At 65.7% G+C, this 23,964-nt stretch carries 23 protein-coding genes and 2 tRNA genes; 10 read left to right on the top strand and 15 right to left on the bottom strand.

Features of this window, described 5'->3' with window-relative positions:
* Positions 1 to 15 precede the first annotated feature (15 nt).
* Complete coding sequence (locus ACNJX9_RS01450) at positions 16 to 306, bottom strand: YggT family protein (RefSeq protein WP_057740594.1); 291 nt, start codon at positions 304 to 306, stop codon at positions 16 to 18.
* 184 nt (positions 307 to 490) lie between these two features.
* Here ACNJX9_RS01450 and ACNJX9_RS01455 point away from each other — a divergent pair.
* Positions 491 to 566 (top strand) — tRNA-Ala (locus tag ACNJX9_RS01455).
* 85 nt (positions 567 to 651) lie between these two features.
* Here ACNJX9_RS01455 and ACNJX9_RS01460 read toward each other — a convergent pair.
* The 7 genes from ACNJX9_RS01460 to ACNJX9_RS01490 form a co-directional block, all read right to left on the bottom strand.
* Positions 652 to 1,464 carry an enoyl-CoA hydratase gene (locus tag ACNJX9_RS01460; protein WP_057740596.1) on the bottom strand — a complete coding sequence of 271 codons (813 nt, stop codon included), beginning with the start codon at positions 1,462 to 1,464 and terminating at the stop codon, positions 652 to 654.
* Between the two features lie 99 nt (positions 1,465 to 1,563).
* The gene (locus ACNJX9_RS01465; RefSeq protein ID WP_439407603.1) at positions 1,564 to 2,358 is read right to left on the bottom strand and encodes a glutamine amidotransferase; all 795 of its coding nucleotides are present in this window, start codon (positions 2,356 to 2,358) and stop codon (positions 1,564 to 1,566) included.
* Positions 2,359 to 2,516: 158 nt separating this feature from the next.
* On the bottom strand, positions 2,517 to 3,296 hold the full coding sequence (locus ACNJX9_RS01470; protein WP_057740600.1) for an SDR family NAD(P)-dependent oxidoreductase: 780 nt from the start codon (positions 3,294 to 3,296) through the stop codon (positions 2,517 to 2,519).
* A gap of 231 nt (positions 3,297 to 3,527) precedes the next feature.
* On the bottom strand, positions 3,528 to 4,016 hold the full coding sequence (locus ACNJX9_RS01475) for a TerB family tellurite resistance protein (RefSeq protein ID WP_057740602.1): 489 nt from the start codon (positions 4,014 to 4,016) through the stop codon (positions 3,528 to 3,530).
* 233 nt (positions 4,017 to 4,249) lie between these two features.
* Positions 4,250 to 5,659: an adenylate/guanylate cyclase domain-containing protein gene (locus ACNJX9_RS01480; RefSeq protein WP_057740605.1), complete on the bottom strand. Its 1,410-nt coding sequence runs from the start codon at positions 5,657 to 5,659 to the stop codon at positions 4,250 to 4,252.
* A gap of 50 nt (positions 5,660 to 5,709) precedes the next feature.
* Complete coding sequence (locus ACNJX9_RS01485; RefSeq protein ID WP_057740607.1) at positions 5,710 to 7,077, bottom strand: cytochrome P450; 1,368 nt, start codon at positions 7,075 to 7,077, stop codon at positions 5,710 to 5,712.
* A 34-nt stretch (positions 7,078 to 7,111) separates the two neighbouring features.
* Positions 7,112 to 8,482 carry a hydrolase gene (locus tag ACNJX9_RS01490; protein ID WP_439407604.1) on the bottom strand — a complete coding sequence of 457 codons (1,371 nt, stop codon included), beginning with the start codon at positions 8,480 to 8,482 and terminating at the stop codon, positions 7,112 to 7,114.
* 155 nt (positions 8,483 to 8,637) lie between these two features.
* Here ACNJX9_RS01490 and ACNJX9_RS01495 point away from each other — a divergent pair, with 155 nt between their 5' ends.
* Positions 8,638 to 10,332, top strand: coding sequence for an MFS transporter (locus ACNJX9_RS01495; RefSeq protein ID WP_057740611.1), 1,695 nt, complete (start codon positions 8,638 to 8,640; stop codon positions 10,330 to 10,332).
* Between the two features lie 14 nt (positions 10,333 to 10,346).
* Here the strand turns inward: ACNJX9_RS01495 and ACNJX9_RS01500 are convergent, their stop codons facing one another.
* Positions 10,347 to 10,562: a hypothetical protein gene (locus tag ACNJX9_RS01500; protein ID WP_439407605.1), complete on the bottom strand. Its 216-nt coding sequence runs from the start codon at positions 10,560 to 10,562 to the stop codon at positions 10,347 to 10,349.
* 485 nt (positions 10,563 to 11,047) lie between these two features.
* On the opposite strand from ACNJX9_RS01500, the gene ACNJX9_RS01505 reads away from it, so the two are divergent.
* Complete coding sequence (locus ACNJX9_RS01505) at positions 11,048 to 12,112, top strand: polysaccharide deacetylase family protein (RefSeq protein ID WP_439407606.1); 1,065 nt, start codon at positions 11,048 to 11,050, stop codon at positions 12,110 to 12,112.
* Between the two features lie 72 nt (positions 12,113 to 12,184).
* Here the strand turns inward: ACNJX9_RS01505 and ACNJX9_RS01510 are convergent, their stop codons facing one another.
* The 5 genes from ACNJX9_RS01510 to ACNJX9_RS01530 all read right to left on the bottom strand — a co-directional run bounded on the left by ACNJX9_RS01510 (position 12,185) and on the right by ACNJX9_RS01530 (position 16,765).
* Positions 12,185 to 12,562, bottom strand: a complete 378-nt coding sequence (locus ACNJX9_RS01510; protein ID WP_439407607.1) for a hypothetical protein — start codon at positions 12,560 to 12,562, stop codon at positions 12,185 to 12,187.
* A 124-nt stretch (positions 12,563 to 12,686) separates the two neighbouring features.
* Positions 12,687 to 12,762, bottom strand: a tRNA-Thr gene (locus ACNJX9_RS01515).
* 101 nt (positions 12,763 to 12,863) lie between these two features.
* Positions 12,864 to 14,633, bottom strand: a complete 1,770-nt coding sequence (locus ACNJX9_RS01520; protein ID WP_439407608.1) for a heme biosynthesis protein HemY — start codon at positions 14,631 to 14,633, stop codon at positions 12,864 to 12,866.
* 35 nt (positions 14,634 to 14,668) lie between these two features.
* On the bottom strand, positions 14,669 to 15,937 hold the full coding sequence (locus ACNJX9_RS01525) for a COG4223 family protein (RefSeq protein ID WP_439407609.1): 1,269 nt from the start codon (positions 15,935 to 15,937) through the stop codon (positions 14,669 to 14,671).
* Between the two features lie 66 nt (positions 15,938 to 16,003).
* Positions 16,004 to 16,765 (bottom strand): uroporphyrinogen-III synthase, encoded by a 762-nt coding sequence (locus ACNJX9_RS01530; RefSeq protein ID WP_439407610.1) that lies wholly within the window; start codon positions 16,763 to 16,765, stop codon positions 16,004 to 16,006.
* A 150-nt stretch (positions 16,766 to 16,915) separates the two neighbouring features.
* On the opposite strand from ACNJX9_RS01530, the gene tsaD reads away from it, so the two are divergent.
* From tsaD to ACNJX9_RS01560, 6 genes are all read left to right on the top strand, one after another.
* Positions 16,916 to 17,989 (top strand): tRNA (adenosine(37)-N6)-threonylcarbamoyltransferase complex transferase subunit TsaD, encoded by a 1,074-nt coding sequence (tsaD, locus tag ACNJX9_RS01535; RefSeq protein WP_439407611.1) that lies wholly within the window; start codon positions 16,916 to 16,918, stop codon positions 17,987 to 17,989.
* 2 nt (positions 17,990 to 17,991) lie between these two features.
* Positions 17,992 to 18,972, top strand: coding sequence for an NAD(P)H-dependent glycerol-3-phosphate dehydrogenase (locus tag ACNJX9_RS01540; protein ID WP_057740628.1), 981 nt, complete (start codon positions 17,992 to 17,994; stop codon positions 18,970 to 18,972).
* Between the two features lie 2 nt (positions 18,973 to 18,974).
* The gene (locus ACNJX9_RS01545) at positions 18,975 to 19,388 is read left to right on the top strand and encodes an EVE domain-containing protein (protein WP_057740629.1); all 414 of its coding nucleotides are present in this window, start codon (positions 18,975 to 18,977) and stop codon (positions 19,386 to 19,388) included.
* Positions 19,389 to 19,519: 131 nt separating this feature from the next.
* Positions 19,520 to 20,086: a hypothetical protein gene (locus ACNJX9_RS01550; RefSeq protein WP_057740630.1), complete on the top strand. Its 567-nt coding sequence runs from the start codon at positions 19,520 to 19,522 to the stop codon at positions 20,084 to 20,086.
* Between the two features lie 51 nt (positions 20,087 to 20,137).
* Complete coding sequence (locus ACNJX9_RS01555; RefSeq protein ID WP_245316595.1) at positions 20,138 to 21,262, top strand: AAA family ATPase; 1,125 nt, start codon at positions 20,138 to 20,140, stop codon at positions 21,260 to 21,262.
* A 2-nt stretch (positions 21,263 to 21,264) separates the two neighbouring features.
* Positions 21,265 to 22,215: a tetratricopeptide repeat protein gene (locus ACNJX9_RS01560; protein WP_057740632.1), complete on the top strand. Its 951-nt coding sequence runs from the start codon at positions 21,265 to 21,267 to the stop codon at positions 22,213 to 22,215.
* Between the two features lie 91 nt (positions 22,216 to 22,306).
* On the opposite strand, the gene ACNJX9_RS01565 is transcribed toward ACNJX9_RS01560, so the two are convergent.
* On the bottom strand, positions 22,307 to 23,407 hold the full coding sequence (locus ACNJX9_RS01565) for an adenylate/guanylate cyclase domain-containing protein (RefSeq protein WP_439410233.1): 1,101 nt from the start codon (positions 23,405 to 23,407) through the stop codon (positions 22,307 to 22,309).
* Between the two features lie 101 nt (positions 23,408 to 23,508).
* On the opposite strand from ACNJX9_RS01565, the gene ACNJX9_RS01570 reads away from it, so the two are divergent.
* A complete protein-coding gene (locus ACNJX9_RS01570) occupies positions 23,509 to 23,964 on the top strand; it encodes an SRPBCC family protein (RefSeq protein WP_271599556.1) in 456 nt (151 codons plus the stop codon).

Genomic DNA, 23,964 nt, shown 5'->3' on the forward strand with positions numbered 1-23,964 from the left:
TCACGGTTCCACCGCCTAGGGTACGTTCGGATAAACGTATTCGGCGAGATAGAGCTGGATCAACCAGAGGATGAAGAAGGCGACGATCGGAGAGATATCGAGCCCGCCCATGCTGGGCAGCCGGCGCCTGATAGGCCCCAGGACCGGTTCGGTAATCCGATAGAGAAATTCCGCGATCGCGCCAACGAACTGGTTGCGAGTATTCACGACGTTGAACGCGATCAACCAGGACAGGATTGCCGATGCGATCAGTAGATAGATGTAGAGATTGATGATCTGGATCAGAATGAAGACTATCGGACGCATCAGCGAAACACTCTCTGGGCCTGCCGCGGGGTGATCTTGGCTAAATATCGGTTCCCCCCGACCCAAACAAGGGAAGTCGGCATCCGGATGGCTAAAACCCCCTTACACCTGTCCTTGACTTGACCTTGGCGGGGACTTAAATGGCGCCCGGTTGTCGGCCGCGTTCACCAGAGCGGCCAGCAAAGGGGCCATAGCTCAGCTGGGAGAGCGCGTCGTTCGCAATGACGAGGTCGGCGGTTCGATCCCGCCTGGCTCCACCACGCTTCGCCCTTCGGGCTCCGCGTGGCGCAGCCGCGCGGAGCCCGAAGGACGAAGACGGACTTGATCCTCCGAGTTCGGCACCCCCTACTTCCCCGTAAACCTTGGCGGCCGCTTCTCCATGAAGCTCGCCACCCCCTCCCGGAAATCGCTGCCGTTCAGCGCCACCATCATCTCCCTGTTGGCCTCGATCGTGGCCTCGGCCAGCGTCTGGAACGGCACCTCGTAGAGCTGCCGCTTGATCACGGCCATCGCGCTCGGCGAGACGAAATCGGCGAGATCGCGGGCATAGGCGTAGGTTTCTTCGCGCAGCCTGTCAGGCGCGCAGAGCCGGTTGACCAAACCGATTCGCAGCGCCTCGTCGCTCGAGACGCGGCGCGCCGAGAGCAAGAGATCCATCGCATTGGCGTGGCCGACGATGCGCGGCAGCATCCAGCTGATGCCGTGCTCGGCAATCAGGCCGCGCCGCGCAAAGGCCGTCGTGAACACCGTATTGTCCGCGGCAAAGCGCAGGTCGCAATAGAGCGCATGGACGAGGCCGATTCCGGCGGTCGCGCCATTGAGCATCGCGATGACAGGCTTGCCGATCGAGGGATAGAAGCCGTAGCGCGTCTGCCAATCCGGCCGGCGGTTCATGTCGAACGGCGGCAGGCTCGAAGCGCGCCTGACATCGTTGGGGTCGAGCCCTTTCAGCGCATCCATGTCGGCGCCGGCGCAGAAGGCGCGGCCAGCGCCGGTCAGCACGATGACGCGGATATTGTCATCGGCGCTCGATGCCTCCATCGCATGGCGGACGTCGCGCTCCATGGTCGGAGTCCACGCATTCATGCGATCAGGGCGATTGAGCGTGATGGTCGCGATTCGATCGCTCACCTCGTAGAGAATGTGCTCATAGGCCATGGCGCTCTCCCTTTGTCGGCCGGCGCGCGTTCGCGCGCGCTCAACGGCAGCGAGCCTAGCATAGTCAGGAATGAGGCGAGGGCTTGCGTGAAGGCGCGATCACTCGGCGGCTTGCGCCAGCACCGGCCGGCGCGCCAGCCAGCCATCGATGAAATGATCGAGCCAGGCGCGTTCCGCGGCATCGTAGACCGCGCGGTCCGCGAAATGATGATGCCGCTCGCGGGCGCCGGGCGCGCCGAGACCGTCATAGCCACGGGTGGTCCAGCAATGCATCATGGCGTAGGTCACGTCAGGATGAAACTGCACGCCGAAGGCGTTGCCGGCACGGAATGCCTGGTTGGGAAAGTCATCACCCTCCGCAAGCAGCTCGGTGCCATCAGGCAGCTCGAAGCCTTCGCGATGCCAATGATAGACCTGCGCCGGCCAATCCGGACAGAGCGCGCGACCTGCCGCGGTCGGGCGGATCGGGTAATAGCCGATCTGGGTCAGCGCCTCTGCATGCGGTGCGACGCGCGCGCCAAGCTGCATCGCCAGCATCTGCGCGCCCAGGCAGATGCCGAGGAACGGCCGCTGTTCGCGGAGCGGAATCTCGATCCAGTCGATCTCGCGGCGGATGTAATCATCCGAATCATTCGCGCTCATCGGCCCGCCGAACACCACCGCTCCGGCATGCTGATCGAGCGTATCGGGGAGGGGATCGCCGAATCGCGGACGGCGGATGTCGAGGCGATGGCCGAGCGCGCGCAGCACATTGCCGACGCGGCCAGGCGTGGAGGATTCCTGATGGAGAACGATCAGGACCGGCAGGCAGGGATCGGCGGCGGCCGCGCTCGGCGTCCTCCCTCGGAAGGACACCACTTCTGCGCCACCAAACCTGTCCGTCCGAAACGACATGGCCTTTTGCGAGTGCTATCGGTTCAAGTCGTCAGCATAGCTAAGCGAAGGTTAACATCGCGTGAGTTTGCGCACACACGCAGCCCATACTCCTGCTCGATGCAGTCCTGCTTGATGTAGAAGCAAGCTCCGGGCCACCACGGGTGCTTCGGGCTGCTTCAGCTCCGCTGCCGTTGAAACCGGCTGGTGGCGGACAGGATGAAGCCGCGCGGGAAGAAGCGCAGCGCGAACGGCACAATCTTGATGCCGAGACCCGGCAGCACGGCCCGTTTGTTCGCCATCAAGCCACGATAGGCCTGCCGCGCAACGTCCGCGGCGGGAACGTTGAGAATCGCCGTATCATGCCCGGACCCGACCCCGGCACGCCCCTGGAATTCGGTTTGCACCGGTCCCGGACACAGCACGGTGACGCGCACGCCGCGCGGCGCGAGCTCCGCTCGCAACGCCTCGGTCAGCGAAATCACATAGGCCTTCGAGGCGTAATACACGGCCATGCCGGGACCGGGCAGGAAGCCCGCGACCGAGCCGACATTGAGAAGGCCGCCCTTGTTCCTGACGAGCTGATCGGCAAAGCGCAGCGACAGATCGGTCAGCGCCCGGACGTTGACATCGACGATGCCGACCTGCTCGTCGCGGTCGCGCTCGATCGCATCACCGAACACGCCGAAACCGGCATTGTTGACGAGATTGTCGAGCTCGACCTCTTCGGCAGCGAGCGCAGCGGCGATCCGCTCGCCGGCGTCGGCTTGCTGGAGATCGCAGGCGATCACGATCGGCCTCTTGCCGCATGTCGCAGCGAGCTCGTTCGCGAGCGCTTCGAGCCGGTCCGCGCGCCGCGCCGTCAGCGCGAGACGATGTCCATTCGCGGCAAACACGCGCGCCAGCTCCGCGCCGATGCCCGCCGACGCACCGGTGATCAACGTTACCCGCTCAGTCACGATCGCAGTCTCTTGATGTAATTTTTTGGGCCCCGAAACAGCGGGAACTGGAGCATAGGCCACGCGCGACAGGCAAGCGGTGCTGGCGGCATGGCGGTCTGAGCGACCGTCGGGAATGCGAGAAAAAGCCCGAATTTACAGGGACATACGGAACCGGGACGTTCCGGCGGCTACATTAAAGTTTCGTCATGTGATCGATACAACTAGCAATCACGCCGGGCTTGCGGTCGCTCAGCTTCCGAGAGCGCGGTCCGTGACCTGCCCGCCGGCACGCCCGGCGACGGCGTGCTTGAGATCGATCCGGTCGCGCTGGGAAACCCCGAGCAGGTCCGAGGCGCGCCAGACGACGTTGTCCTCGAACTCGGTGACCTGGCCGTCGGCATAGACCAGCTCCCACATCATCTGGACGATGCGCTTGCGCCCCTCTTCATCGAGCGAGCGCATGATGACGCTGGTGAAGTGATAGAGATCGACCGCCTCGCCCTCGACCTCTGTCGCATCCGCGATCAGCCGGTCGGCGGTGCCGCGGTCCAGCTTGAAATGGCTTTCGATCAGATTGTGCAGCTTGCGCTGCTCGGCCGGCGTCGGCTGGCCGTCCAGGGAAACCACGTGGACCAGCAGCGCGGTTGCCGCCAGGCGGTAGTCGCTGTCGCCAAAGGCGCGGTCCTGACCATGGGGGGCAACAATGTCGGCGATGAATTGGCGCAAGCCGTCGAGCATAAGGTCCTACCGAAATCGATGACGCCGCAGCAAGCGCGGCCGCTACAAGCCTTATATGAGCGGGAAACTCAACCGGCGCAACGTGCGTCAGTTCCGCGCGCTGCATTACGTTTCGGCAATCTGTTCTCTCCGTCATGGCCGGGCTTGTCCCGGCCATGTCCGCAACGAAAGACGTGGATGCCCGGGTCAAGCCCGGGCATGACGACGGAGAATGTGGCGATGACCCCCGTCCCTCACGGTATCTCGTACACCACCATCTTGTCGGCGATGCCGCGCAGGGCCGCCTGCTTCTGGATCGGCTTGATCTCGCGCCGCTGCAGGATCTCGGCCACCGCCGGCGCGTCGAGCACCGGACCGGTGATGTGGATCTCCTGCGCTGTCGACAGGCTCTGCACGCGCGCGGCGATGTTGACGGTCTGGCCGAAATAATCCTGCCGCTCGTTGAGCATCACCGCAAGGCACGGGCCTTCATGGATGCCGATCTTGAGAATCAGATCGTTGGCGCCGCGCTGCTTGTTCAGATCATCCATCGCCGCGCGCATGCGCAGCCCCGCCGTGATCGCGTGCTCGGGCCTGACGAAGGTCGCCATGACGGCATCGCCGATCGTCTTCACGACGGCGCCCTTCTCGGCGGCGATGATCTCCAGCAGCGCCCGGAAATGCGCGCGCACGAGATCGAAGGCGCTGAGGTCGCCGACGCGCTCGTACAGCGCCGTCGAGCCCTTCAGGTCGGTGAACAGGAATGTCAGCGAGGTGATCTTCAATCGCTGATCGACATTGAGATTGTCGGCCTTGAAGACGTCGCGGAACGTCTGGTTCGACAGCATCCTCTTGGCGGTCAGGATCGGCTTGCGCTTGCCGATCATCTCGTGCATCGCGTCGGCGGCAATCCAGACCGAGGGCAGAACGCGACCGCCCGATTGATTTTCGAGCGTGAGGCGCAGCGGCCCGGGACGCATCACGGTAGTCCCCGTCGGCGCCTCCAGCTTGTTGAACATGATCGAAAGCTGCTGGCGTTCGCTGGTCGGCTCGCCCTGGACGTCCAGGAAATGCGCGGAATGGGTGACCGGCTCGAACACGATGATGAACTGGCTCGGCAGATTCAGCGAGAGGATCGCCTTTTCGCCGGCAGGCAATTCCAACGCTTCCAGTGTCACTTCGTTGATCAGGCGCGAAAAGGATTCTTCGTTGATGTCGACGCCCGAGCTCCAGAACATCTGCCGCACATATTCCCAGATCGGCAGCGTATCGGGATCGTGAGCGGCGATGCGGCGGACCTGCGGGCTGACGGTGAAGGCCACCTCGACCATCTCGTCGACCGACGCCTCGTATCCGGCCGCGCAGAGCGCACAATTGTAATCATCGTGCTTCAGTGATTTCAACGTCGTGTGCGCGCCCAGAACCCCTCCGCAACCGGGACACAGCACGTTCCAGCCGATGTCGAACAGGCCGAGACGCGAGGCATGCAGGAATCCGGAAATGACCTTCTCCTGATCGAGCCCGGTCCGATCGGCAAAATCCAATGCGTTGATGCGGTTGAGCTCGCGGTCGTGACCATTGGCGATCAGCTGCGCGATGGCCTCGACGACGGCACGATCCGCGGTCTGCTTCAGAACGGAAATCTGGGCCTGGATGTCGGTCATGGTGCAACTCTATCTGGGGTGGATCACGCCGGCGGCCAGACGACGGTCTATCACCGCCGCGTGATGCGGAACATGGGTGAGTGGTCCGGCTGGGTCGTGACGACGCCAAACGGAATGACCGGCGCTGCATCCACCAGCTCGACGCGGAACGCGCCGATCAGTCGTGCCAGCGCCAGCACGGATTCGGCTTGCGCGAACGGCGCACCGATGCAGACGCGCGGGCCGGCACCGAACGGCAGATAGGCGAAGCGATCGGGCGGCTCCTTCGACATGAAGCGTTTCGGGATGAAAGCATTGGGCTGATCCCAGAGCTTCTCGTGCCGGTGCAGCAGCCAGGGGGCGATCATGATGATGTCGCCCTTGTTGACCTCGGCTCCGGCCACGATGTCCTTGCCGCGCGCGGCGCGCGCAACAAGGAACGCCGGCGGATAGAGCCGCATGGTCTCGTCGATCACCGCGCGGGTGAATTTCTGCCGGTCGATATCGACCATGCTGTCGAGATGCTCGCCGCGCGTCTCGGAAGCGACCTCTTCCTGCGTGTCGGGGTCGAGCGCCAGCAGATAGAGCGCCCAGAACAGTGCGGTCGCGGTGGTCTCATGGCCTGCCAGGATCATGGTCGCGACCTCGTCAACGAGCTGCTCGTCGGAAAAGCCCTTGCCCGTCTCGGGGTCGCGCGCCTCGTCCATGAGATCGAACAGATCGCGCGGAGGCGCGCCGTGCTTCTTTCCCACCGCACGCCGTTCGGCGATCAGCATCGCGACAAATTGGGTCCAGCGCTTGCGGAAGCGGGCGCGGGCCCGGTCCATCGGGGTCGGCCACGACACCGGTAGCGCCATGTCGAGGAAATGGGCCCGCCCGAGCCGCTCGCCATATTCCATGACGAAGTTGCGCAGGGTCGGACCGTGCTGGTCCATCCCGAACGAGAACATCGTGCGTCCGGCAATCTCGAGCGTCATGCGCTGCATGATCTCGCGCAGATCGACCGGCTCGTTGGTTCGGGTCTCGAGCTTGGCAATGGTCTCGTCGAGCACCGCCGTCATGTGCGGGACGAGATTGGCGGTAGCGCGCGGCGTAAACGCCGGCGACAGGGTGCGCCGTTGAAATGTCCAGGCGTGGCCCTCGGCGAGCAGGAGACCCTCGCCGAGCACCGGACGCAGCATGCGGATGCCCGCCGGCGTCCGCGTGTAATTCTGGTAGTTGCTGAGCAGGACGTGCCGGATCGCATCCGGCTGGTTCAGGATGAAGCTCTTGTGCAGGAAGAAGCGGCCCTGGATGACCTCTTCCTCATAGGCGCGCTGCCCCCAGGTCGCGATCATGTTCCGCTTGATCACCGCGATACGGCCGAAGAACGACATGTTGTCGGGCGCACGCGGCGGCGTCGGCGGGATGATAGGCCGGCGCATGCTGGCGATGTTCATGGCTCCCTCCCGCAGACCTGACGCAAGCAAATAGCTAGTAAGTCAGCTCCGCAACCGCAATCCTGTTCTCGGAGGCCGGCCAGGCGCGCGCCACAATTCGTTCTTCGTTGAACTGGGCCACGATGTTACGCCCGACCTCGCTGGCCGGAAGGCGCAGGGTTGCTGTCGCATCCGTAGGCACGCCCGGCGTGACGTCCGCGGGCTCGCGGCCATCGAGCAGAACGGTATCGCGCGGCAGCCCGAAATAACCGCGCGGGCGCGACATGATCACGACCGCGCCGGCATCCTTCTCTTGCGGAAGGAAGGGCCGCGCGGCGCGCAGATGCACGACATCGGAGGAACGCGGGAAAGGCGAGCGGTAGAAGTGCGTGATCGGGGCGTCCGGCGAGGTCAGGACGATCTCGAGCGGCGAGGCGGGATCGACCTCGGCCGGCCCCCAGCGTCCATCGGCGCCCGTGGTCAAGCGGTAAACCAATTCGCCTTTGCGCTCCCCGCTCTCGCGGTCGACATGGTAGATCTCGACGGTTGCGCCGGCCACGGGGCGATTGGTCGGCGCGCCATCCGCGGCGCCAGTGACCAGTCCACCGATATGGACCGTCCGCTCCGGCGTGATCGCGATGCGCGCGGGCTCGCGACCGGCGATGAATTTGTAGATCTCGCGGAACGCCCGCGGATGATACGCCGTCTCGCGATGATCGATCGCGCCGAGCACGAGATTGGTCGCGCCCTTCAGCTCCGGCCCTTCTGCGGTGACATTGGTCGGCACGCCCGGCTTGCCCATGAAGCGGCCGTCGGGCTGCGCATATTTGTCCATGCCGTCGCTGCGCAGGGTAAGGAAGGCGACATCAGGCGTCACCTCGCTCTCGCCTTCGTTCAGACCGCGCAGGAAGGCCCCGCGCCCGTTGAACTCGCTGCCGAGCAAAGCGTCGAGCGCAAACACGCCATGATTGGGCGTGCCGCACAGCACCGCGTGGCTGACATCGCCGGCGCCGCCATTCTTGATGACGTTGCGGATCGAGTTGCCGCCGCGCGAATTGCCGACCAGCGCCACGCGCGCCGCGCCGGTAAGACGTTTCAGTTCAGCGATGGCCGCGGCAAGCTCGCGGCGCTGCTCTTCGGTCGAGGACCGGTTGGGCTGCTCGACCGCATCGTCGTCACGCGCCCTGGGATTGGTGAAATTGATGGCCATCATACGGTCGCGCGCGATGCCGTTGGATTCCATCCGCCACAGCGTCGTGATCCAGAGGGCGTCGTAATCGCCATTGCCATGGACGAACAGGATCGGCGGCACCTCGGAACTGCTGGCCGTCAACGATGTCTGCGCCAGCGCCTCCATCTGCAAGCTCGCAACCGCGAAAGGCAGGCTGGCTGCGCCTTGCAGGATTGTCCGTCGTGACAGCTTCATTCCATCCTCCCCGGTAAAACCGATATCTTTGCACCGCTTATATCTTTGCACTGCTTATAGCGGCCCAACCACTGGACAGCGAAGGACTTTCGCGGGCATCACTGGGTCTGCCGGAATTATTCAGGCCATTCCTGCCATACCTCTTGGAAGGGTATATGACCGAGCAGACGAACCGTCAGAGACGTTCCGCCGACGGCATCACCGCGCCGCTGCGGTACACCGTGTTCCGGCGCATCTGGCTCGCCAGCCTGCTCTCCAATCTCGGCCTCCTGATCCAGGGCGTGGGTGCGGCCTGGGCAATGACGCAGATGGCGGCCTCCGCCGACAAGGTGGCGCTGGTGCAGACCGCCCTGATGCTGCCGATCATGCTGATCTCGATGCCGGCCGGCGCCATCGCCGACATGTACGACCGCCGCATCGTGACGCTGGTGGCCCTCATGATCGCCCTGACCGGCGCGTCGGCCCTCACGATCCTGGCCGGGCTCAAGCTCATCGCCCCGGAATCGCTGCTCGCCTTCTGCTTCGTGGTCGGCAGCGGCAATGCGCTGTTCGGTCCGGCCTGGCAGTCCTCAGTCAGCGAGCAGGTGCCGCCGGACGCACTGCCGTCGGCAGTGGCGCTGAACGGCATCAGCTACAACATCGCGCGCAGCTTCGGCCCCGCGGTCGGCGGCGTCATCGTTGCCGCCGCCGGCGCGGTCGCGGCATTCGCCTGCAACGCGATCCTCTATCTGCCGTTGCTGGTGGTGCTGCTGCTTTGGCGGCGCGTGGTCGAGCCCTCGCGCCTGCCGCGGGAGAAGCTCAACCGCGCCATGGTCTCGGGCTTCCGCTACATCACCAACTCGCCGCCGATCAAGATCGTGCTGTTGCGCACGCTGGTGATGGGCCTGATCGGCGGCGCGATCATGGCGCTGATGCCGCTGGTCGCCCGCGACTTGCTGCATGGTGGTGCGCAGACCTACGGCATCATGCTGGGTGCGTTCGGCATGGGCGCGGTGGTCGGCGCACTGAACATCCACGAGCTGCGCAAGCGCATGAGCGGCGAAGCTGCGATCCGCGCCTGCACCATCTCAATGGCGTTTGCGATGGCCGCGATCGCCCTCAGCACCGAGCCGGTGCTGACCGCGGCCGCGCTGGTGCTGGCCGGCGCGGTCTGGATGGCGGCGGTGGCGCTGTTCAACATCGGCGTGCAGCTCTCCGCGCCGCGCTGGGTCGCCGGTCGATCGCTCGCCGCGTTCCAGGCCTCGATTTCCGGCGGGATTGCGATCGGCGCCTGGGGCTGGGGCCATCTCACCGACTACGCCGGCGTCGAGGTCGCGCTGCTCACGGCCGCCGGCCTGATGCTGATCTCACCGCTGCTGGGGATCTGGCTTGCAATGCCGCGCGTCGGCGCCCGCAACGAGGATGCCGAGGTGCTGGCCGATCCTGAAGTCAAGCTGCCGCTGACGGGGCGCAGCGGACCGCTGGTGGTCGAGATCGAATATCGCGTCGCCCAGGAGAATGCGCGCGCCTTCCACAATGTAATGCAGGACGTGCAGCTCTCCCGGCAGCGCAACGGCGCCTATGGCTGGTCGATCGCGCGCGACATTGCCGATCCGGAATTGTGGACCGAGCGCTATCACTGCCCGACCTGGTTCGACTACTTGCGCCAGCGCAACCGTTCGACCCAGTCCGAACGTGCGCTGCATCAGCAGGCGATCGATTTCCACATCGGCCCCGATCCGGTGCGGATCCGCCGCATGCTGGAGCGGCCGTTCGGCTCGGTACGCTGGAAGGAAGAGACGCCGGATCGCGCGAGCGCCGAGGTGCTGCCGGTGGTGGCGACTGCGGCGGGGAGCAGCATCAGTCGCTAGCTACGGTAAAATGATCACTGCCCGTGTTCGGTCAGCACCTTGTCGCAGGCCTTGCTGAGGCGCGCGCGATGCTCCTTCAGGCAGGCGAGCACGGCGCTATCGCCGTTGCTCATCACGGCGCGGCAATGACGTGTGACGTCGCGCGCGCAGGCATCATGGCCGGGCTGCTGCTGCGCGAGGGCGCCTGAGGCGCACAGGATCAAAGGGACAATGAAAAAAACTCGGCTCATCGCATAATGCCTCGTACCCGGAAAGCTATGCGGGCGAAGCTAGAGCGGTGATGCCGCACCCGCAACGGCTTTGTTGCCAGACAGGCTGGCGCGGCGGGATGGCTCCGGCGTTGAGCCGAAGCGCATCGCGAGGGGAGCTCGAAGCGACCGAACGGCTCGGGCCCTTACTGGCCGTCCTGAGCGTCAGCAACCTTGCGTGACGCGCCCTTGGCGAAGTGAACGACTTGGTCATTTGCAGCTCCCATTGGCACCGCCGCAGCGGGGCCCGTTGTTGATGGGAACTACGATGCTCCAGCAAAACAGTTTCCACTGTGATGACGGTCACGGGCGAGCGCGCCTCTGTGACTTCGGTCACTTTGGCGCACCCACCTGAAATTCCTCCAGAACCGCTGCCGCGTTGGTGTCACGTTAACTGTTCCTTCGCATTAATGGCTTGCGACGCGGGAAATTCCGCTGGTTTGGTTGCGTGATTGGAAAGAGTAGCGATGCGTAATGCGTTGGGCCTGATGCTGGCCAGTGTGGTTGCGGCGATCGTGATCGCCGGAGGTTGGTATTTTTATTCCGCCCGCGCCGACCAGGGCGCCCCCAAGACAACAGCCGCCCGTGCCGCCGATGCTCTGCCGGCGCAGGCCAAGCTCGCCGCCAAGGATGACGTCGAGACCACCGCGGCGATCGCGGGCAAGCCGGCCGCTCCCGCTGCGGGAGCCAGCTCCGCACCCGCGCCCGCAGTGGCACCGGTTCAGCCGGCGAACTGCAGCAATCCGAATGCCCTTGGCGTCTCGCGTGTGGTCGAGATCGACACGACCGGCGGTCCGGGCTTCGGCTTCGAGCAGTACAAGCAGTTCGATTTCCTCACCGACAAGGAGGTCGTGCTGACCTTCGACGACGGTCCGTGGCCGGTCAACACCCCGGCGGTGCTCAAGGCACTCGCGGATGAGTGCACCAAGGGCCTGTTCTTCTCGGTCGGCAAGCATGCGACCTACCATCCGGAAATCCTGCGCCAGGTGCTCGCGCAGGGCCATACGGTCGGCGCGCACACCTGGTCGCATGTCAACCTCGCCGGCAAGAAGATGACGGAGCAGCAGGCCAAGGACGAGATCGAGAAGGGCTTCAGTGCCGTGAAATGGGCGCTCGGCACCAATCCGTCGCCGTTCTTCCGCTTCCCGCAACTGTCGCAGAGCCCGGCGCTCGTGAGCTATCTCGGCAGCCGCAACCTCGGGATCTTCTCGACCGACCTCGACTCCTTCGACTTCCGCAAAGAGAGCACGCCGGACAAGATCGTCAGCAACGTGATGACCAAGCTCGACAAGCTCGGCAAGGGCATCATCCTGATGCACGACTTCCAGAAACGTACCGGCGAAGCGCTGCCGACGCTGCTCGCGCGCCTCAAGGCCGGCGGCTACAAGGTCGTGCAGATCAAGGCGAAGACGACATTCGACTCGCTGCCCGAGTATGATGAAGCGGTGCTCAGGGAGTTGAAGGTGCCGGCGTCGAGTGCGACGAACGGGCGTCCAGTCTCGAGCGTGGTGCAGACGGTCTCGCAGCGCTAGGCGTTTTGAGGTTCGACAAGAATGCGATGGCCGGGCTCAGCCCGGCCATTTTGTTTTGGAAGAAGAGCGGCCTCACCAGTAGATGCCGTGGCGATGCAGTTCGCTGATGATCCGGCCTTCGGTCCAGGTCCTGTGATGCCTGGGCTTGTCCGCCTTCGCCGTCGTCTTGGGCGCAGGCTGAGCCGCAGCAGGCGCTGACACCGGTGCGGTCGCTGATGGGGTCGCGGCTGGCGCGGTGGTCGTAACCGCTGGCGGACGATCGACATAAGCAGGAGCCGCAGCCGCCGGAGCGGCTTCGCTCACCTGCGTGGCGGTGGCGGTCGGCGGCACTGTGGCTTGCGGTGCCGGAGCCTGGTCGTTGGCCGCGGCCAGCGAGAGGCTGCGTGAGCCGCCGGCCTGGGCCGATGCAGAGACCAGAACCATGGCGGCAACCAGAATGATCTTGCGCATGTGAAATCTCCCCGTGTTTGCGTGAGGCGGACACTAGGGAAGAGACGCGGGAGCTTATGTGAAATAAATCACGCAAGCGCAGGCAGCGGCTTGCCGAGCCGAAGCAGGCGCAGCCTGCGAAGGCTGGTGCCGCAAGAGGGATTCGAACCCCCGACCCCGTCATTACGAATGACGTGCTCTACCGACTGAGCTATTGCGGCGAACCCTGCCGGAGCCTGAACAAAGCCGGCCCCGATACGCGCGCTCCTGATATCGGGCATGGCCCGAATTGGCAAGGACAAGCGGTAGGCGAAATGCGGGATCAAGCGCCCCAGCGGGACCAGAATCCGCGCCAGCCGCCGGCCTGGGCCTTCGCATGGTCCCTGGGCGTGCCGATTTGTTCCGTAAATTCATCGCTCGGACCATCGTCATCGATGCCGGGATCGTCAGGCGCACGGACGATCGGAATCACCGTCTGGATCGGCGTCTGTGCCGGCTTGCCGAGGTCGGCGCGGGTGCGGAACACCGGGGTCTCCGCCACCGGCGATGATTCGGCGGCTTCAGGGGCCGGCTTGACCGGCTCGGGAGGCACCTCCGCCGGCTCTTCCTTGGCGGTTTCCTTGGCCACCGGCGGCGCGTTGTCCTGTGCGGCCGGCTCGGGGGCTGCAGCCGACGCCGACGCGATCACGACCGGTTCCGTAGGCGCCTCATTGGCCATCGTTACCCGCTTCGGTGGCGGGGCGGCAAGCATGGCTTCCTCGAAGGCCGAGGATTCGATCGTCGTCCCCTTGTCCGAGGGCAGGCTCGCCACCGGCGTCTGCCACTGGAAGGCGTCGAGGCGGCCGGTGACGGGGGAGACCGGACGCCAGCGGTCGCTGACATAGCCGTCCGCAGTCCAGGCCGGGTCGTGACGGGCGCGGACCGCGCGCAAGGTCCAGACGCGGGCACGGCCGCTGTCGCCGTGTTCGGCGCGCTCGAGCTCAGCCATCAGCAGCGCCACGCGCTGGGTCGGATTGTTGACATAAGGCGACAACACCTCGCGCGCACGGGCGAATTCGGAGGCGTCGATCGCGGCGCGCGCGATCGCGAGCTGGCCCTCGACATGGCCGGGCTTGTCGGCGGGCGTCTTGGCCGCGAGCGTCTCGACCCGCTGCAGGCGCTGCCGCGCGGAATCGCCGAGCTTCACATGCGCGTAGGCATCGGCGAGATCGGGATGCGGATTGGCAAGCCAGGCGGCCTCGACCAGCTTCATGGCGCGGCGCACCTGATGCGCCTCGCTCTCGAATTTCGCGGCGAGCACCGCGGCCGGCACCAGCGTCGGCGCGAGCTTGACCGCCTCCATCACGCTCTCGCGCGCGACGTCGCGGTCCATGGTCTCCAGTTCCAGCGCGCGCGCCGTGAGCAGCACGCCGCGCTGGCGGCGGTAGGCTTGCTTGTCGATCAGCCCGGCGGACAAATTCGAATCGAGGATCGCGAGCGCGCCGCCCCAGTCGCCGCGCGCGCAGCGGAAGCCGAGCACGGCATGCGAGGCCCAGGTCGATGATGGTGACAGCTTGAGCGCTTCCTCCGCGATCATCACGGCACCGACCGCATCGTCGGCGCGCTGCGCCTCGATGAACAGGCCGCGCAGGCCGAGCAGCCGCGTATCCTCACGCTCGGCCATGGCGCGGAAGGCGTGCTGGGCCTCGTCGCGATTGCCGTCGAGCTGGGCCGATTGCGCGTGCAGGAGCAGCGCGAGCGGATCGTCCGGCGTGTGCCGCCGCGCCGCGTCAGCATGACGGCGGGCGAGCGCGGTATCGCCATGACCGATCGCGAGCAGACCATGGGTGATGGCGTGGCGTCCCCGCGCATGACGCTTCTCGCGTCGGCGTCGGCGCACCCGTCCCGGCATTCTCCAGATGACGGTCAGGATGCTCCACAGCAACACCACCAGCACCGCGAAGATACCGAGGCAGAGCACGAACACCGGGATGCTCGGCGAAGCGCGCCAGCCGCCCCAGGTCAGCACCACATTGCCGGGCTGATCGGCGACCCAGGCCGCGCCGGCGCCTGCAAGCGCAATCAGAACGAGGAAGAGGACGATGCGAAGCATGGTGATCCCCATACGCGCGGAGTGTTGCGCGAGTCTTATTGAGCAGGCTTGGTGAGACCAGCCAGAGCGTCGTCGGCGAATTTGCGGGAGGCCGCGAGCGCGGCGTCGCGGGCATCGGCCTTGTCGAGCCAGGCCTGCGCCGGCGCGCGATCAGCTTCGGGCAGCGCCTTCAGTTCGCGGCGCGCCTCGGCGAAATCATTGCGCAGCGCCGCCGCCGTGACCCGCGCGACGACGGCGCCGCGGTCGTTGCCCGCCCCGTCGGTGCGCTCGATGCGGACAAGCTTCGATGCCCCGGCCTGAAGCCGCTCGACGATGCCGGCATTGCTGCTCGGCGCTTCCGGCGGCGGCGACAGTTTCGGAACGATGTTGAGGAGCTCGCGGGTCAGGGCAACCGGCGTCGGAATGCCTGATGCGGCGAACGCATCGAGCGGTTTCAAGACCTCGGGCTTCGCTGCAAACGAACGGGCGGCGGCGAGCTGTGCCTCATAGGGATCGTTATGGCGAACGGCGACGTCGAGTAGCGTGGCGGCAACCACATGGCGCAACGGCCTGTCATCCATCGCTTTCGCGTCGGCGATCTTTTCGCCCTGCTGCGCGAGCTCGGCGCGGGCGGTCGTGCTGGCGCGCTCGAGCTGGGAGATACGCGCGTCGAGGGCGGCGAGGCTGGACGAAGCCACGGTGTCGGGCGGCGTGGATCTGGCATCGTTCAATGCGCTCGCCGTCTTGTCGGACTGCGCGCGCAGATTGGCGATATCGCCGCGCAAGGTGCCGACGGATTTCTCCAGCGCATCGAGCCGTGCGACAACAGCCGGATCGGCGGCGGGCTTGCCCGCTTTGGCTTCGACTGCGGCGACACGCCCGCTCAGCGCATCGACGGCTGCACTCGTCACCTGTGGCGCGGCCGGCGGCGCCTGCACCGCGGGCCAGCCCAGCATCCAGCCGACCGCAATCACAACCGCAGCTGCAACGGCGCCTGAAAATGGCGCGATGACCCAGGGTGAAATGGCTGTAGGCGCAGCGGCGGCCTGAGCCTCATCGCGCTCCGGCTCCGCCTTGGCGGTTTCGGCCTTGGCGGTTTCGACCTTGGCGGTTTCGACCTCGGCGTCCTCGGCACTGGCCTGCCCGGCATTGGCCTGCTCGGCCGAGGGCCCGGCCTCCGGCTCGACCACCACGTCGTGGGGCCGGGTGGTGACTTCGGTCGCCTCGAGGTCGATGGTCGGTGGGGTGCGCTTGGCACGGCCGGACTCAGGGGGCATTCCGGCGTCTTCAGGCTTGCCTGCGTCTTCAGGCTTGTCGTCGGCCATCGTGACGGTTCCTCACACTTGCATTACCAGAGACGAGCCCGATTGCGTCGGATTCGGCCCGTCCTCTTACGCCAAACGGGTCCGCAAAGCACGCTCCAAGGCGTCGAACAGGGCATTTTCGTCCGGGGTCGCGGCGACCAGGACCTGCGATGCACCGGCATCGCGCAGCACGCTTGCGACCGTCTCGGACAGGCAGCATTGCGGGACTGCCAGTGCCGAGATTTCGACACCCTCGTCCCGGGCCGCGTCCAGGAAGGCCCGCGCGCTGCGCCTGGAGTAATGCAGCACCGCCTCGATGCCATGGGCGGCGAAGCCTTTGCAGACCTCGCGCGGCAGAATCTTGACCGGGGCCATGCGATAGGTCGTCTGCGTGATCACGCTAAACCCCTCGGCGCCGAGCTCGCCGCCGAGATCCCGCGACAGATCCGCCCCCGCAAGATAGAGCAGCGTGCTTTTCTTGCTGACGCGCTTGTCACGCACAGCCTGCATCACCCTGTCGCGCAAGGATGCGGCATCGCCGCCGGCGACGACCACGTCCGTAAAGCCGAATTCGCGCGCCACGGAAGCCGTGTGCTCGCCGACCGCGAACAGCGGCAACCCCATGAGGCCAAGGTTCTTTAGGCCACGATCTTGCAATTGCGGCGCGACGGCGCGGATTGCATTGGCCGATGTGACGATGATGGCGCCGTAACCGGCCTCGCTCTCGTCATGGAAAGCGACCGGCTCGAACTTGAGCACCGGCGCGAGCAGCACCACATGTCCCCGCGCGCGCAGATTTTCCGCCGTTGCCGCGTTGTCGGGATGCGGCCGTGTGACAAGAATGGACATCGCGCTGTTCCCGAAAGACGTGGCGGTGGAGCATTCGCGCGGGATGGCGGCGCGTGACGATTGCCTAAGCCAACCCCGGAATGCTACCGCGTTAGCAGAACTCTGCTTTACGGATGAGCGCAAGGGCGCAAATTGGATAACAATTCGCCAATGCTGGTACTGGGCATCGAGACCACCTGCGATGAGACCGCGGCGGCCGTGATCGAGCGCGCGCCCGACGGTAGCGGCAGGATTCTGTCCAATGTCGTGCGATCGCAAGTCGAGGAGCATGCCCGCTTCGGCGGCGTCGTGCCGGAGATCGCTGCGCGCGCCCATGTCGACCTGCTCGACGGCATCATCGATCGCGCCATGAGCGATGCCGGGATCGGCTTCGCCCAGCTCGACGGTGTCGCGGCCGCTGCAGGGCCGGGCCTGATCGGCGGCGTCATCGTCGGACTCACCACCGCGAAGGCAATCGCGATGGTGCATGACACGCCGCTGGTCGCAGTCAATCATCTCGAGGCGCACGCGCTGACGCCGCGTCTCACCGACGGCATCGAATTTCCGTATTGCCTGTTCCTCGCCTCCGGCGGCCACACCCAGATCGTCGCGGTCACCGGCGTCGGTCAATATGTGCGGCTCGGCACCACCGTGGATGACGCCATCGGCGAGGCTTTCGACAAGGTCGCAAAGATGCTGGGCCTGCCCTATCCCGGCGGCCCCGAGGTCGAGCGCGCGGCCGCGAATGGCGATGCCACGCGCTTTGCGTTTCCAAGGCCGATGCAGCATCGTCCCGATGCCAATTTCTCGCTGTCGGGATTGAAGACGGCGGTGCGTACCGAAGCGAGCCGGCTCACTGAAATCACGCCGCAGGACATCAGCGATCTCTGCGCCAGTTTCCAGGCTGCAGTGCTGGACTCAACGGCCGACCGCTTGAGCGTTGGCCTGAAACTGTTCCGCGAGCGGTTCGGCGCGCCGCGCGCCCTGGTCGCCGCCGGCGGTGTCGCCGCCAATCAGGCGATCCGCGGCGCGCTTGATGATGTCGCACGGCAAGCGGGGACGCAGCTGATCATGCCGCCGCCGGCGCTCTGCACCGACAATGGCGCGATGATCGCCTGGGCCGGCGCCGAGCGCCTTGCCCTCGGCATCACCGACACGATGGAAGCCCAGCCGCGCGCGCGCTGGCTGCTCGACGCCAACGCCACGGCGCCTGATGGCTACGGCAAGACGCGGGCGGGATACTAGCCATGACCGCATTCCGCTCCGTCGCGGTGATCGGTGCCGGGGCCTGGGGCACGGCGCTGGCGACAATGGCCGCGCGGGCCGGACGGAACGTGACGCTGTGGGCGCGCAACGCCGAGCATGCCGCGCGCATCCAATCGAGCCGCGACAATCCGCGGCTGCCGGGCGTGCGGCTGGCACCAGACATCGTGGTGACAAGCGATCTTGCGGCGGCATCGCGCGCGGAGATGCTGCTGATCGCGACGCCGGCGCAGCATCTGCGCGGCGCGGTCAACATGCTGGCCTCGTATCTCACAAAACCTGTCCCGATCATCGCCTGCGCCAAGGGCATCGAGCACGGCACCCATAAATTCATGACCGACGTGATCGCGGAAGCCGCGCCCCATGCGCAGCCTGCGATCCTGTCGGGCCCGAGCTTTGCCGACGACGTCGCGCGCGGCTTGCCGACGGCCGTGACGCTCGCGGCCAGGGACGATGCGCTCGCAAGCAGCCTGGTGCAGGCGCTGGGCTCACCGACATTCCGTCCCTATCATTCCACCGACATCCGCGGCGTCGAGATCGGCGGCGCGGCCAAGAACGTGCTGGCGATTGCGGTCGGGATTGCGGTCGGGCGCAAGCTCGGCGCGTCCGCGCAGGCTGCGCTCACGACCCGCGGCTTCGCCGAGCTGACGCGCCTCGGCCGCGCTCTCGGCGCGCGCAGCGAAACGCTCACCGGCCTGTCCGGTCTTGGCGATTTGATCCTGACCTGCGCGAGCCCGCAATCACGCAATTTCGCGCTCGGGCTCGCGCTGGGCCGAGGTGAGCAGCCACCCGCCGGCAAGCTGGCCGAGGGCGAGTTCACCGCACCGGTCCTGATCGAACTTGCAGCTTCGCAGGGCATCGAGATGCCGGTATCGGAAGCGGTCGCGTCGATCCTGGGCGGCCGAAGCACGATCGACGCAGCGATATCAGGGCTCTTGACCCGACCCTTCAAGGCAGAGGAATAAGCATGGCGTACTGGCTGGTGAAATCCGAACCGTCGGTGTGGTCCTGGGACCAGCAGGTCGCGAAAGGCGCCAAGGGCGAAGCCTGGACCGGCGTGCGCAACTTTACTGCGCGCCAGAACCTCGTGAACATGAAGAAGGGCGACAAGGCGTTCTTCTATCATTCCAACGAAGGCAAGGAGATCGTCGGCATCGCTGAGGTCATCAAGGAGGCCTACCCCGATCCGACCGACAAGACCGAAAAATTCGTCTGCGTCGACATCAAGGCCGACAAGCCGCTGAAGACGCCGGTGACGATGGCCGCGATCAAGGCCGAGAAGAAACTCGCAGACATGGCGCTGGTGAAATATTCGCGCCTCTCGGTGCAGCCGGTGACCGCGGAGGAGTGGAAGCTCGTCTGCAAGATGGGCGGGGTATAATTCGCCCCAATTGAAGGCCGACCTGTGACAAGTTTGTGATAGTGGGAGGGCGCCGTTACAACCATTGATATCTGCCGACAGAATTCCTAGATTCGGCACAGGAATGGACGTTCAACGGGTCTTCTCGCGTCATGGCGATGCAGGAAAGGGACGGCGGCGAGCAATCGCCAGGGTCCACCGATGGCCTGGGGGCCTTTCCATTCCGTCCTGGAAAAGATGCCTCATCGATTTCGGCGATGCTGCTGGCCGGCGTCGCCATCCTGGGAGCCTTCATCGGATGGTTTCTGACAATGCGCGCGGAGCCCGACGCGCCGATCATCGCGCTGGTGCCCCAGGAGCAAATTGCCGATGCCATCCCGACCCTGACGCCGGATAACCAGCGGATCGCGCAATCCGACAGCCGGCAGTGCCGCTATCCCGTCGCGTTCATCACGGTGTCGACTCCCGGCAATCCTGCCGGAGGGACCGTCACGTTTCGCACCAGCAAATATCGATCGCCTTCGTTCCACGTCACCGACCAGCCGCAGAGAATTGCTCTGCCAAACCCGCTGCCTGACAGCGGCGGGCTGGACCCGCTGACCGCAGAGGGCAACGCCAAGGGCTTGCTCGTATCGCTTTATCCAACGGCACGGATGGAGCCGGCCACCGGCTCCACCACCGTCACGGTGCGATGGCCTGCGCGTCCTCCCTGCAAGTGAGATTTGCGCGCAAGTGAGTGTTGCAAGTGACCTTTTCCAAGTGAGACTTGAATGCAGAATTTTCTGAACGCGCGCTTCATCCTCGCCTTTATCCTGATCGGCGTGGTGACGGCAGGGGTTAGCGCCTTGCTGTTCAATCCGCAGATCGGCTTTTTCGGCTGGATCGGGTCGCTGTTCTCGGAGATGACGGCGCTGCGATTCGTCGGCATCGCGCTGACGACCGTCGCTGCGACCAGCGTCGGCTACATCGCCTCTCGTCTCGGGGCCGACCCCACGGCATCGGGCTTCGTCCCGATCGGAAGCGGCTATACCTATGGCCGCAGGCTGACCACCGATCCCGGGACCGGCGAGACCCGGATGGTGACGCGCACCGCGGACGATGCACTCGACGACCTCGACATGATGGTCGGGCTCGCCTCGGTCAAAACAGAGATCAACAAGCTGCTCGCGAGCCTGGAGGTCGAGCATCGGCGGCGCGAGCAGGGCTTGCCGGTGTTCGCAACGAGCCGGCACATGGTGTTCACCGGACCTCCGGGAGTCGGCAAGACCGTGGTGGCACGTGCTATCGGCGACATCTATCGCTCCCTCGGCGTGCTGCGGAAAGGCCATTTGATCGAAGCCGACCGCAGCCAGCTCGTCGCGAGCTATGTCGGTCAGACCGCGCCGAAGACGCTCGACGTCTGCCGCACCGCGCTCGACGGCGTCCTGTTCATCGACGAGGCCTACAGCCTGAGCGCTGCGGAGTGGAAGGGCGATTTCGGTCGCGAGGCCATCGAGGCACTGCTGAAATACATGGAAGACCATCGCGATCGCCTGGTCGTGATCGTCGCCGGCTATCCCGCCGAGATGCACCGCTTCATCGCCAGCAATCCAGGGCTTGCCAGCCGCTTCACAAAGACGATCGACTTCCCGGCCTACGACGCAGTTGAGCTTTGCGAAATCTTCCGTGCCATGGCTTCCGAGCAGCAATATCTGCTGCCGATCGGCTTCGAGGCCGCGCTGGCGCCATGGATCGAATCGCAACGCGATGATCCGCAATGGGGCAATGCGCGCTCGATGCGGACCTTGCTGGAAAAGACCCGCGAGGCGCATGCCCTGCGCACGTCGCGAGATCCCAATGCGAGCGTCGCCGAGTTCGAGCTCAGTGATATTCAATCGGCCATCCGGGACAGCTGATCATGACGCCCGCAGTGCGTATCGTCGCCTTCCACGGAGCATTGTGGAACATCGATCCCTGGTATCGGTGGTCGTGGTACGCATGGCCCGCCGCGATGGCCGTGCTGATCGCGGGCTGGATTCTCCTCAGCAAGCCGGTCAACGGCGACGCTTGGGGCAACACCGGGAGCTGGGCCAAGCCGATCGTGCAGAAGGCGGCTACATCGACCGCAACCCCCATCAAGACGACCACGGCCAATGCGCTGGACCTCGAGGTCCTCAGCTGCTTTGCCAACAGCACCGTCGGCTCGGAGGCGGTTTGCACCAAGCTGATCGAGGGCGGCAAGATATCCGGCTCGAGGCTGGCATCTGTCTATACGCAACGAGGATTTATGCGACGCGACAGGGACCCCGATAGCGCGATGGCAGATTTCAACGCCGCGCTGAAGATACAGCCCGACTATCCGGCAGCCCTCAACGACCGCGCCTGGATCTACATGACGCGCGGAGATTACGACACCGCGCTCCAGGACCTCAACAAGACGGCCAGCCAGAGCACGCCCTGGGCAATTGCAGCCGTCGCTTACTATTACCGCGGTTTCGCCTATTTGCGGCTGAAAGACTACGCGAAGGCGGTCGCCGATCTGAACGAAGCGATCAGGCGGCTGCCCAACAATGCCGACTATTACCTGGCGCGCGGCGAGGCCCTGCAGGGTCAGGAAAGCTATGACGCCGCCTTGGGCGACTTCGACGAGTTCAGCAAGCGCGCGCCGAAGGATCCGCGCGGTCTGCTGGCGCGTGCCGCGATCTTCGAAACCACGGGACGGCCGCGCGAGGCCCTGACGGCACTGGACGCCGCGGTCACGCTGGCGCCCGACAGCGATTTCGCCAGGTCGGAACGCGACCGTCTTCGCGAACAAGTAAAGGATGATGCTCCTGCGAAGAGCCGTCCTGCCGAACCGCCCCCGACCTGACCACCGTGGTCGCCGCACCTGCGCCAGACGCAGTTCGCGCAAGCCGAGACATGGAAGGCTGGTTTGCAGGATGGGCGGCGGTTGGCTGCGCTCATGCAGGCCGCGACGTCGAAGACTGCTCTTCCGGCAGCGCGAGGACCTCGCAGGGCGAGGCAATGCCGCGCAGCTTGTGCAGGCCGAGCGCAATCAGGGGCATGTCCGTCTCGGCCGCGAGCGCGCCCGACACCAGCACGGTCCGGCCGAGCGGCTTGCACAGGCCCTCGAGTCGACTGGCGAGATTCACGGCGGGGCCGATCGCCGTGAAGTCCAGCCGATTGGCGGCACCGATATTGCCCCAGAGCATCTCGCCGAGATGAAGGGCAGCGCCGAACGCAAGCGGCGGCAGACCTTGCGCGCCGCGCTCGGCGTTGAGATACGCCATCCCGGCCTCGGCGGCGCCTGCGGCGCGCAGAGCGGCCTCGCAGGCTCTGCGTGGCGACGCCTCGACCACCGGAAAGATCGCCAGCACGCCGTCACCGATGAATTTCAGCACCTCGCCGCCGAAGGCATGGACGGCACCGGCAATGCGATCGAACCAGGCATCAAGCGCGGCGACGATTTCAACGGGCGGAGTGGTTTCCGACAAGGTGGTGAAGCCGCGCAGATCGGCATAGAGCAGCGCGGCCTGGATGGTCTCGCCGAGGTCGCGCCGCAGGGGTGCCGCCAGCACCCGCTCGGCGCTGCGCTTGCCGAGATAGGCTTCCAGCGTCGCCCGCAACGTGGCGCGCGCTGCGAGCGCCGCGAGCGGCGTTGCGGCAAAGCGTGCGGCCTGGCGCAGCTGCTCGGTGTCGTCTGATGTGAACGGACGCGGCCCGATCCAGCCGAGCAACGGCCCGTCACGCCCGACAACATCTTCGTGCACGTCGCCATCAGCGATGCCGCGCAGCCAGCGGCGGCCGGCATCGTCAGGCAAATCGGGCGCGAGCCCGCCCGGCGCAAAGCCGAGGGCCTCGATCACCCGGCCATTGTCCGCCCGCCACAGCCATGTCCGCTTCGCGATCAGAGGATGCGGCACCTCCAGCGTCAGGGCGCCTGCCGCAAGCGGCACGCCATCGGCGAGCAGATGCGCGCCGAGTTCCGCAAGCAGGCGATCGGCGCCGGGACACTCGGAAGCGAAATCGACAAGCCATGCGAGGGTCGGGGAGAGCTGCATGACCCGATGATGGCGAAGGAGGACCGCCTTTGTCACGGGCAATCCTTGACGGGCTGCTTTGGCGCCGCCATGTGCCAGTATCACCTCAGGGATGATCGCCGATGACCGAGCCGTTCGTCTTGCGACGCGAGACCCAGATCGCCGCCCCGCGCGCCACCGTCTTCGCCTATTTGACCGATCCCGAGAAAATCCTGAGCTGGATGGGCTCCGATGCGACCACCGAGCCGCATCCCGGCGGGCTTTACCTGCTCAAGGGCATTGGCCCGCGTGCCAGCGTCGCCCGCGGCGCCTTCCGCGAGGTGGTGCCGGTGCATCGTCTCGCCTACACGTTCGGCTGGGAGGGCGGTCAGGAAGTGCCGCCCGGTTCGAGCCTGATCGAGATCGACCTGATCGAGCGCGATGGCGGCACGTTGCTGCGCATGACGCATAGCGGGCTGCCGACCGAGGAGCAGGTGGCCGCGCACGCCAAGGGCTGGGCGCATTATCTGGAGCGGCTCACCAGCGTCGCCGCCGGCCGCGATCCCGGTCCGGACAAAGGCGTCTCAGACAATATGTAG

Origin of the sequence: Bradyrhizobium sp. BLXBL-03, assembly GCF_051853015.1 — a bacterium.
In the GTDB taxonomy this organism is placed as follows: Bacteria; Pseudomonadota; Alphaproteobacteria; order Rhizobiales; family Xanthobacteraceae; genus Bradyrhizobium; species Bradyrhizobium manausense.

Bases quoted from the DNA above. Each gene is read 5' to 3' on its own strand.
- ACNJX9_RS01450 (WP_057740594.1), bottom strand. From the start codon at position 306: ATGCGTCCGATAGTCTTCATTCTGATCCAGATCATCAATCTCTACATC.
- ACNJX9_RS01460 (WP_057740596.1), bottom strand. From the start codon at position 1,464: ATGGCCTATGAGCACATTCTCTACGAGGTGAGCGATCGAATCGCGACC.
- ACNJX9_RS01465 (WP_439407603.1), bottom strand. From the start codon at position 2,358: ATGTCGTTTCGGACGGACAGGTTTGGTGGCGCAGAAGTGGTGTCCTTC.
- ACNJX9_RS01475 (WP_057740602.1), bottom strand. From the start codon at position 4,016: ATGCTCGACGGCTTGCGCCAATTCATCGCCGACATTGTTGCCCCCCAT.
- ACNJX9_RS01480 (WP_057740605.1), bottom strand. From the start codon at position 5,659: ATGACCGACATCCAGGCCCAGATTTCCGTTCTGAAGCAGACCGCGGAT.
- ACNJX9_RS01485 (WP_057740607.1), bottom strand. From the start codon at position 7,077: ATGAACATCGCCAGCATGCGCCGGCCTATCATCCCGCCGACGCCGCCG.
- ACNJX9_RS01490 (WP_439407604.1), bottom strand. From the start codon at position 8,482: ATGAAGCTGTCACGACGGACAATCCTGCAAGGCGCAGCCAGCCTGCCT.
- ACNJX9_RS01495 (WP_057740611.1), top strand. From the start codon at position 8,638: ATGACCGAGCAGACGAACCGTCAGAGACGTTCCGCCGACGGCATCACC.
- ACNJX9_RS01500 (WP_439407605.1), bottom strand. From the start codon at position 10,562: ATGAGCCGAGTTTTTTTCATTGTCCCTTTGATCCTGTGCGCCTCAGGC.
- ACNJX9_RS01505 (WP_439407606.1), top strand. From the start codon at position 11,048: ATGCGTAATGCGTTGGGCCTGATGCTGGCCAGTGTGGTTGCGGCGATC.
- ACNJX9_RS01510 (WP_439407607.1), bottom strand. From the start codon at position 12,562: ATGCGCAAGATCATTCTGGTTGCCGCCATGGTTCTGGTCTCTGCATCG.
- ACNJX9_RS01520 (WP_439407608.1), bottom strand. From the start codon at position 14,633: ATGCTTCGCATCGTCCTCTTCCTCGTTCTGATTGCGCTTGCAGGCGCC.
- ACNJX9_RS01525 (WP_439407609.1), bottom strand. From the start codon at position 15,937: ATGGCCGACGACAAGCCTGAAGACGCAGGCAAGCCTGAAGACGCCGGA.
- ACNJX9_RS01530 (WP_439407610.1), bottom strand. From the start codon at position 16,765: ATGTCCATTCTTGTCACACGGCCGCATCCCGACAACGCGGCAACGGCG.
- tsaD (WP_439407611.1), top strand. From the start codon at position 16,916: ATGCTGGTACTGGGCATCGAGACCACCTGCGATGAGACCGCGGCGGCC.
- ACNJX9_RS01540 (WP_057740628.1), top strand. From the start codon at position 17,992: ATGACCGCATTCCGCTCCGTCGCGGTGATCGGTGCCGGGGCCTGGGGC.
- ACNJX9_RS01545 (WP_057740629.1), top strand. From the start codon at position 18,975: ATGGCGTACTGGCTGGTGAAATCCGAACCGTCGGTGTGGTCCTGGGAC.
- ACNJX9_RS01550 (WP_057740630.1), top strand. From the start codon at position 19,520: ATGGCGATGCAGGAAAGGGACGGCGGCGAGCAATCGCCAGGGTCCACC.
- ACNJX9_RS01555 (WP_245316595.1), top strand. From the start codon at position 20,138: ATGCAGAATTTTCTGAACGCGCGCTTCATCCTCGCCTTTATCCTGATC.
- ACNJX9_RS01560 (WP_057740632.1), top strand. From the start codon at position 21,265: ATGACGCCCGCAGTGCGTATCGTCGCCTTCCACGGAGCATTGTGGAAC.
- ACNJX9_RS01565 (WP_439410233.1), bottom strand. From the start codon at position 23,407: ATGCAGCTCTCCCCGACCCTCGCATGGCTTGTCGATTTCGCTTCCGAG.
- ACNJX9_RS01570 (WP_271599556.1), top strand. From the start codon at position 23,509: ATGACCGAGCCGTTCGTCTTGCGACGCGAGACCCAGATCGCCGCCCCG.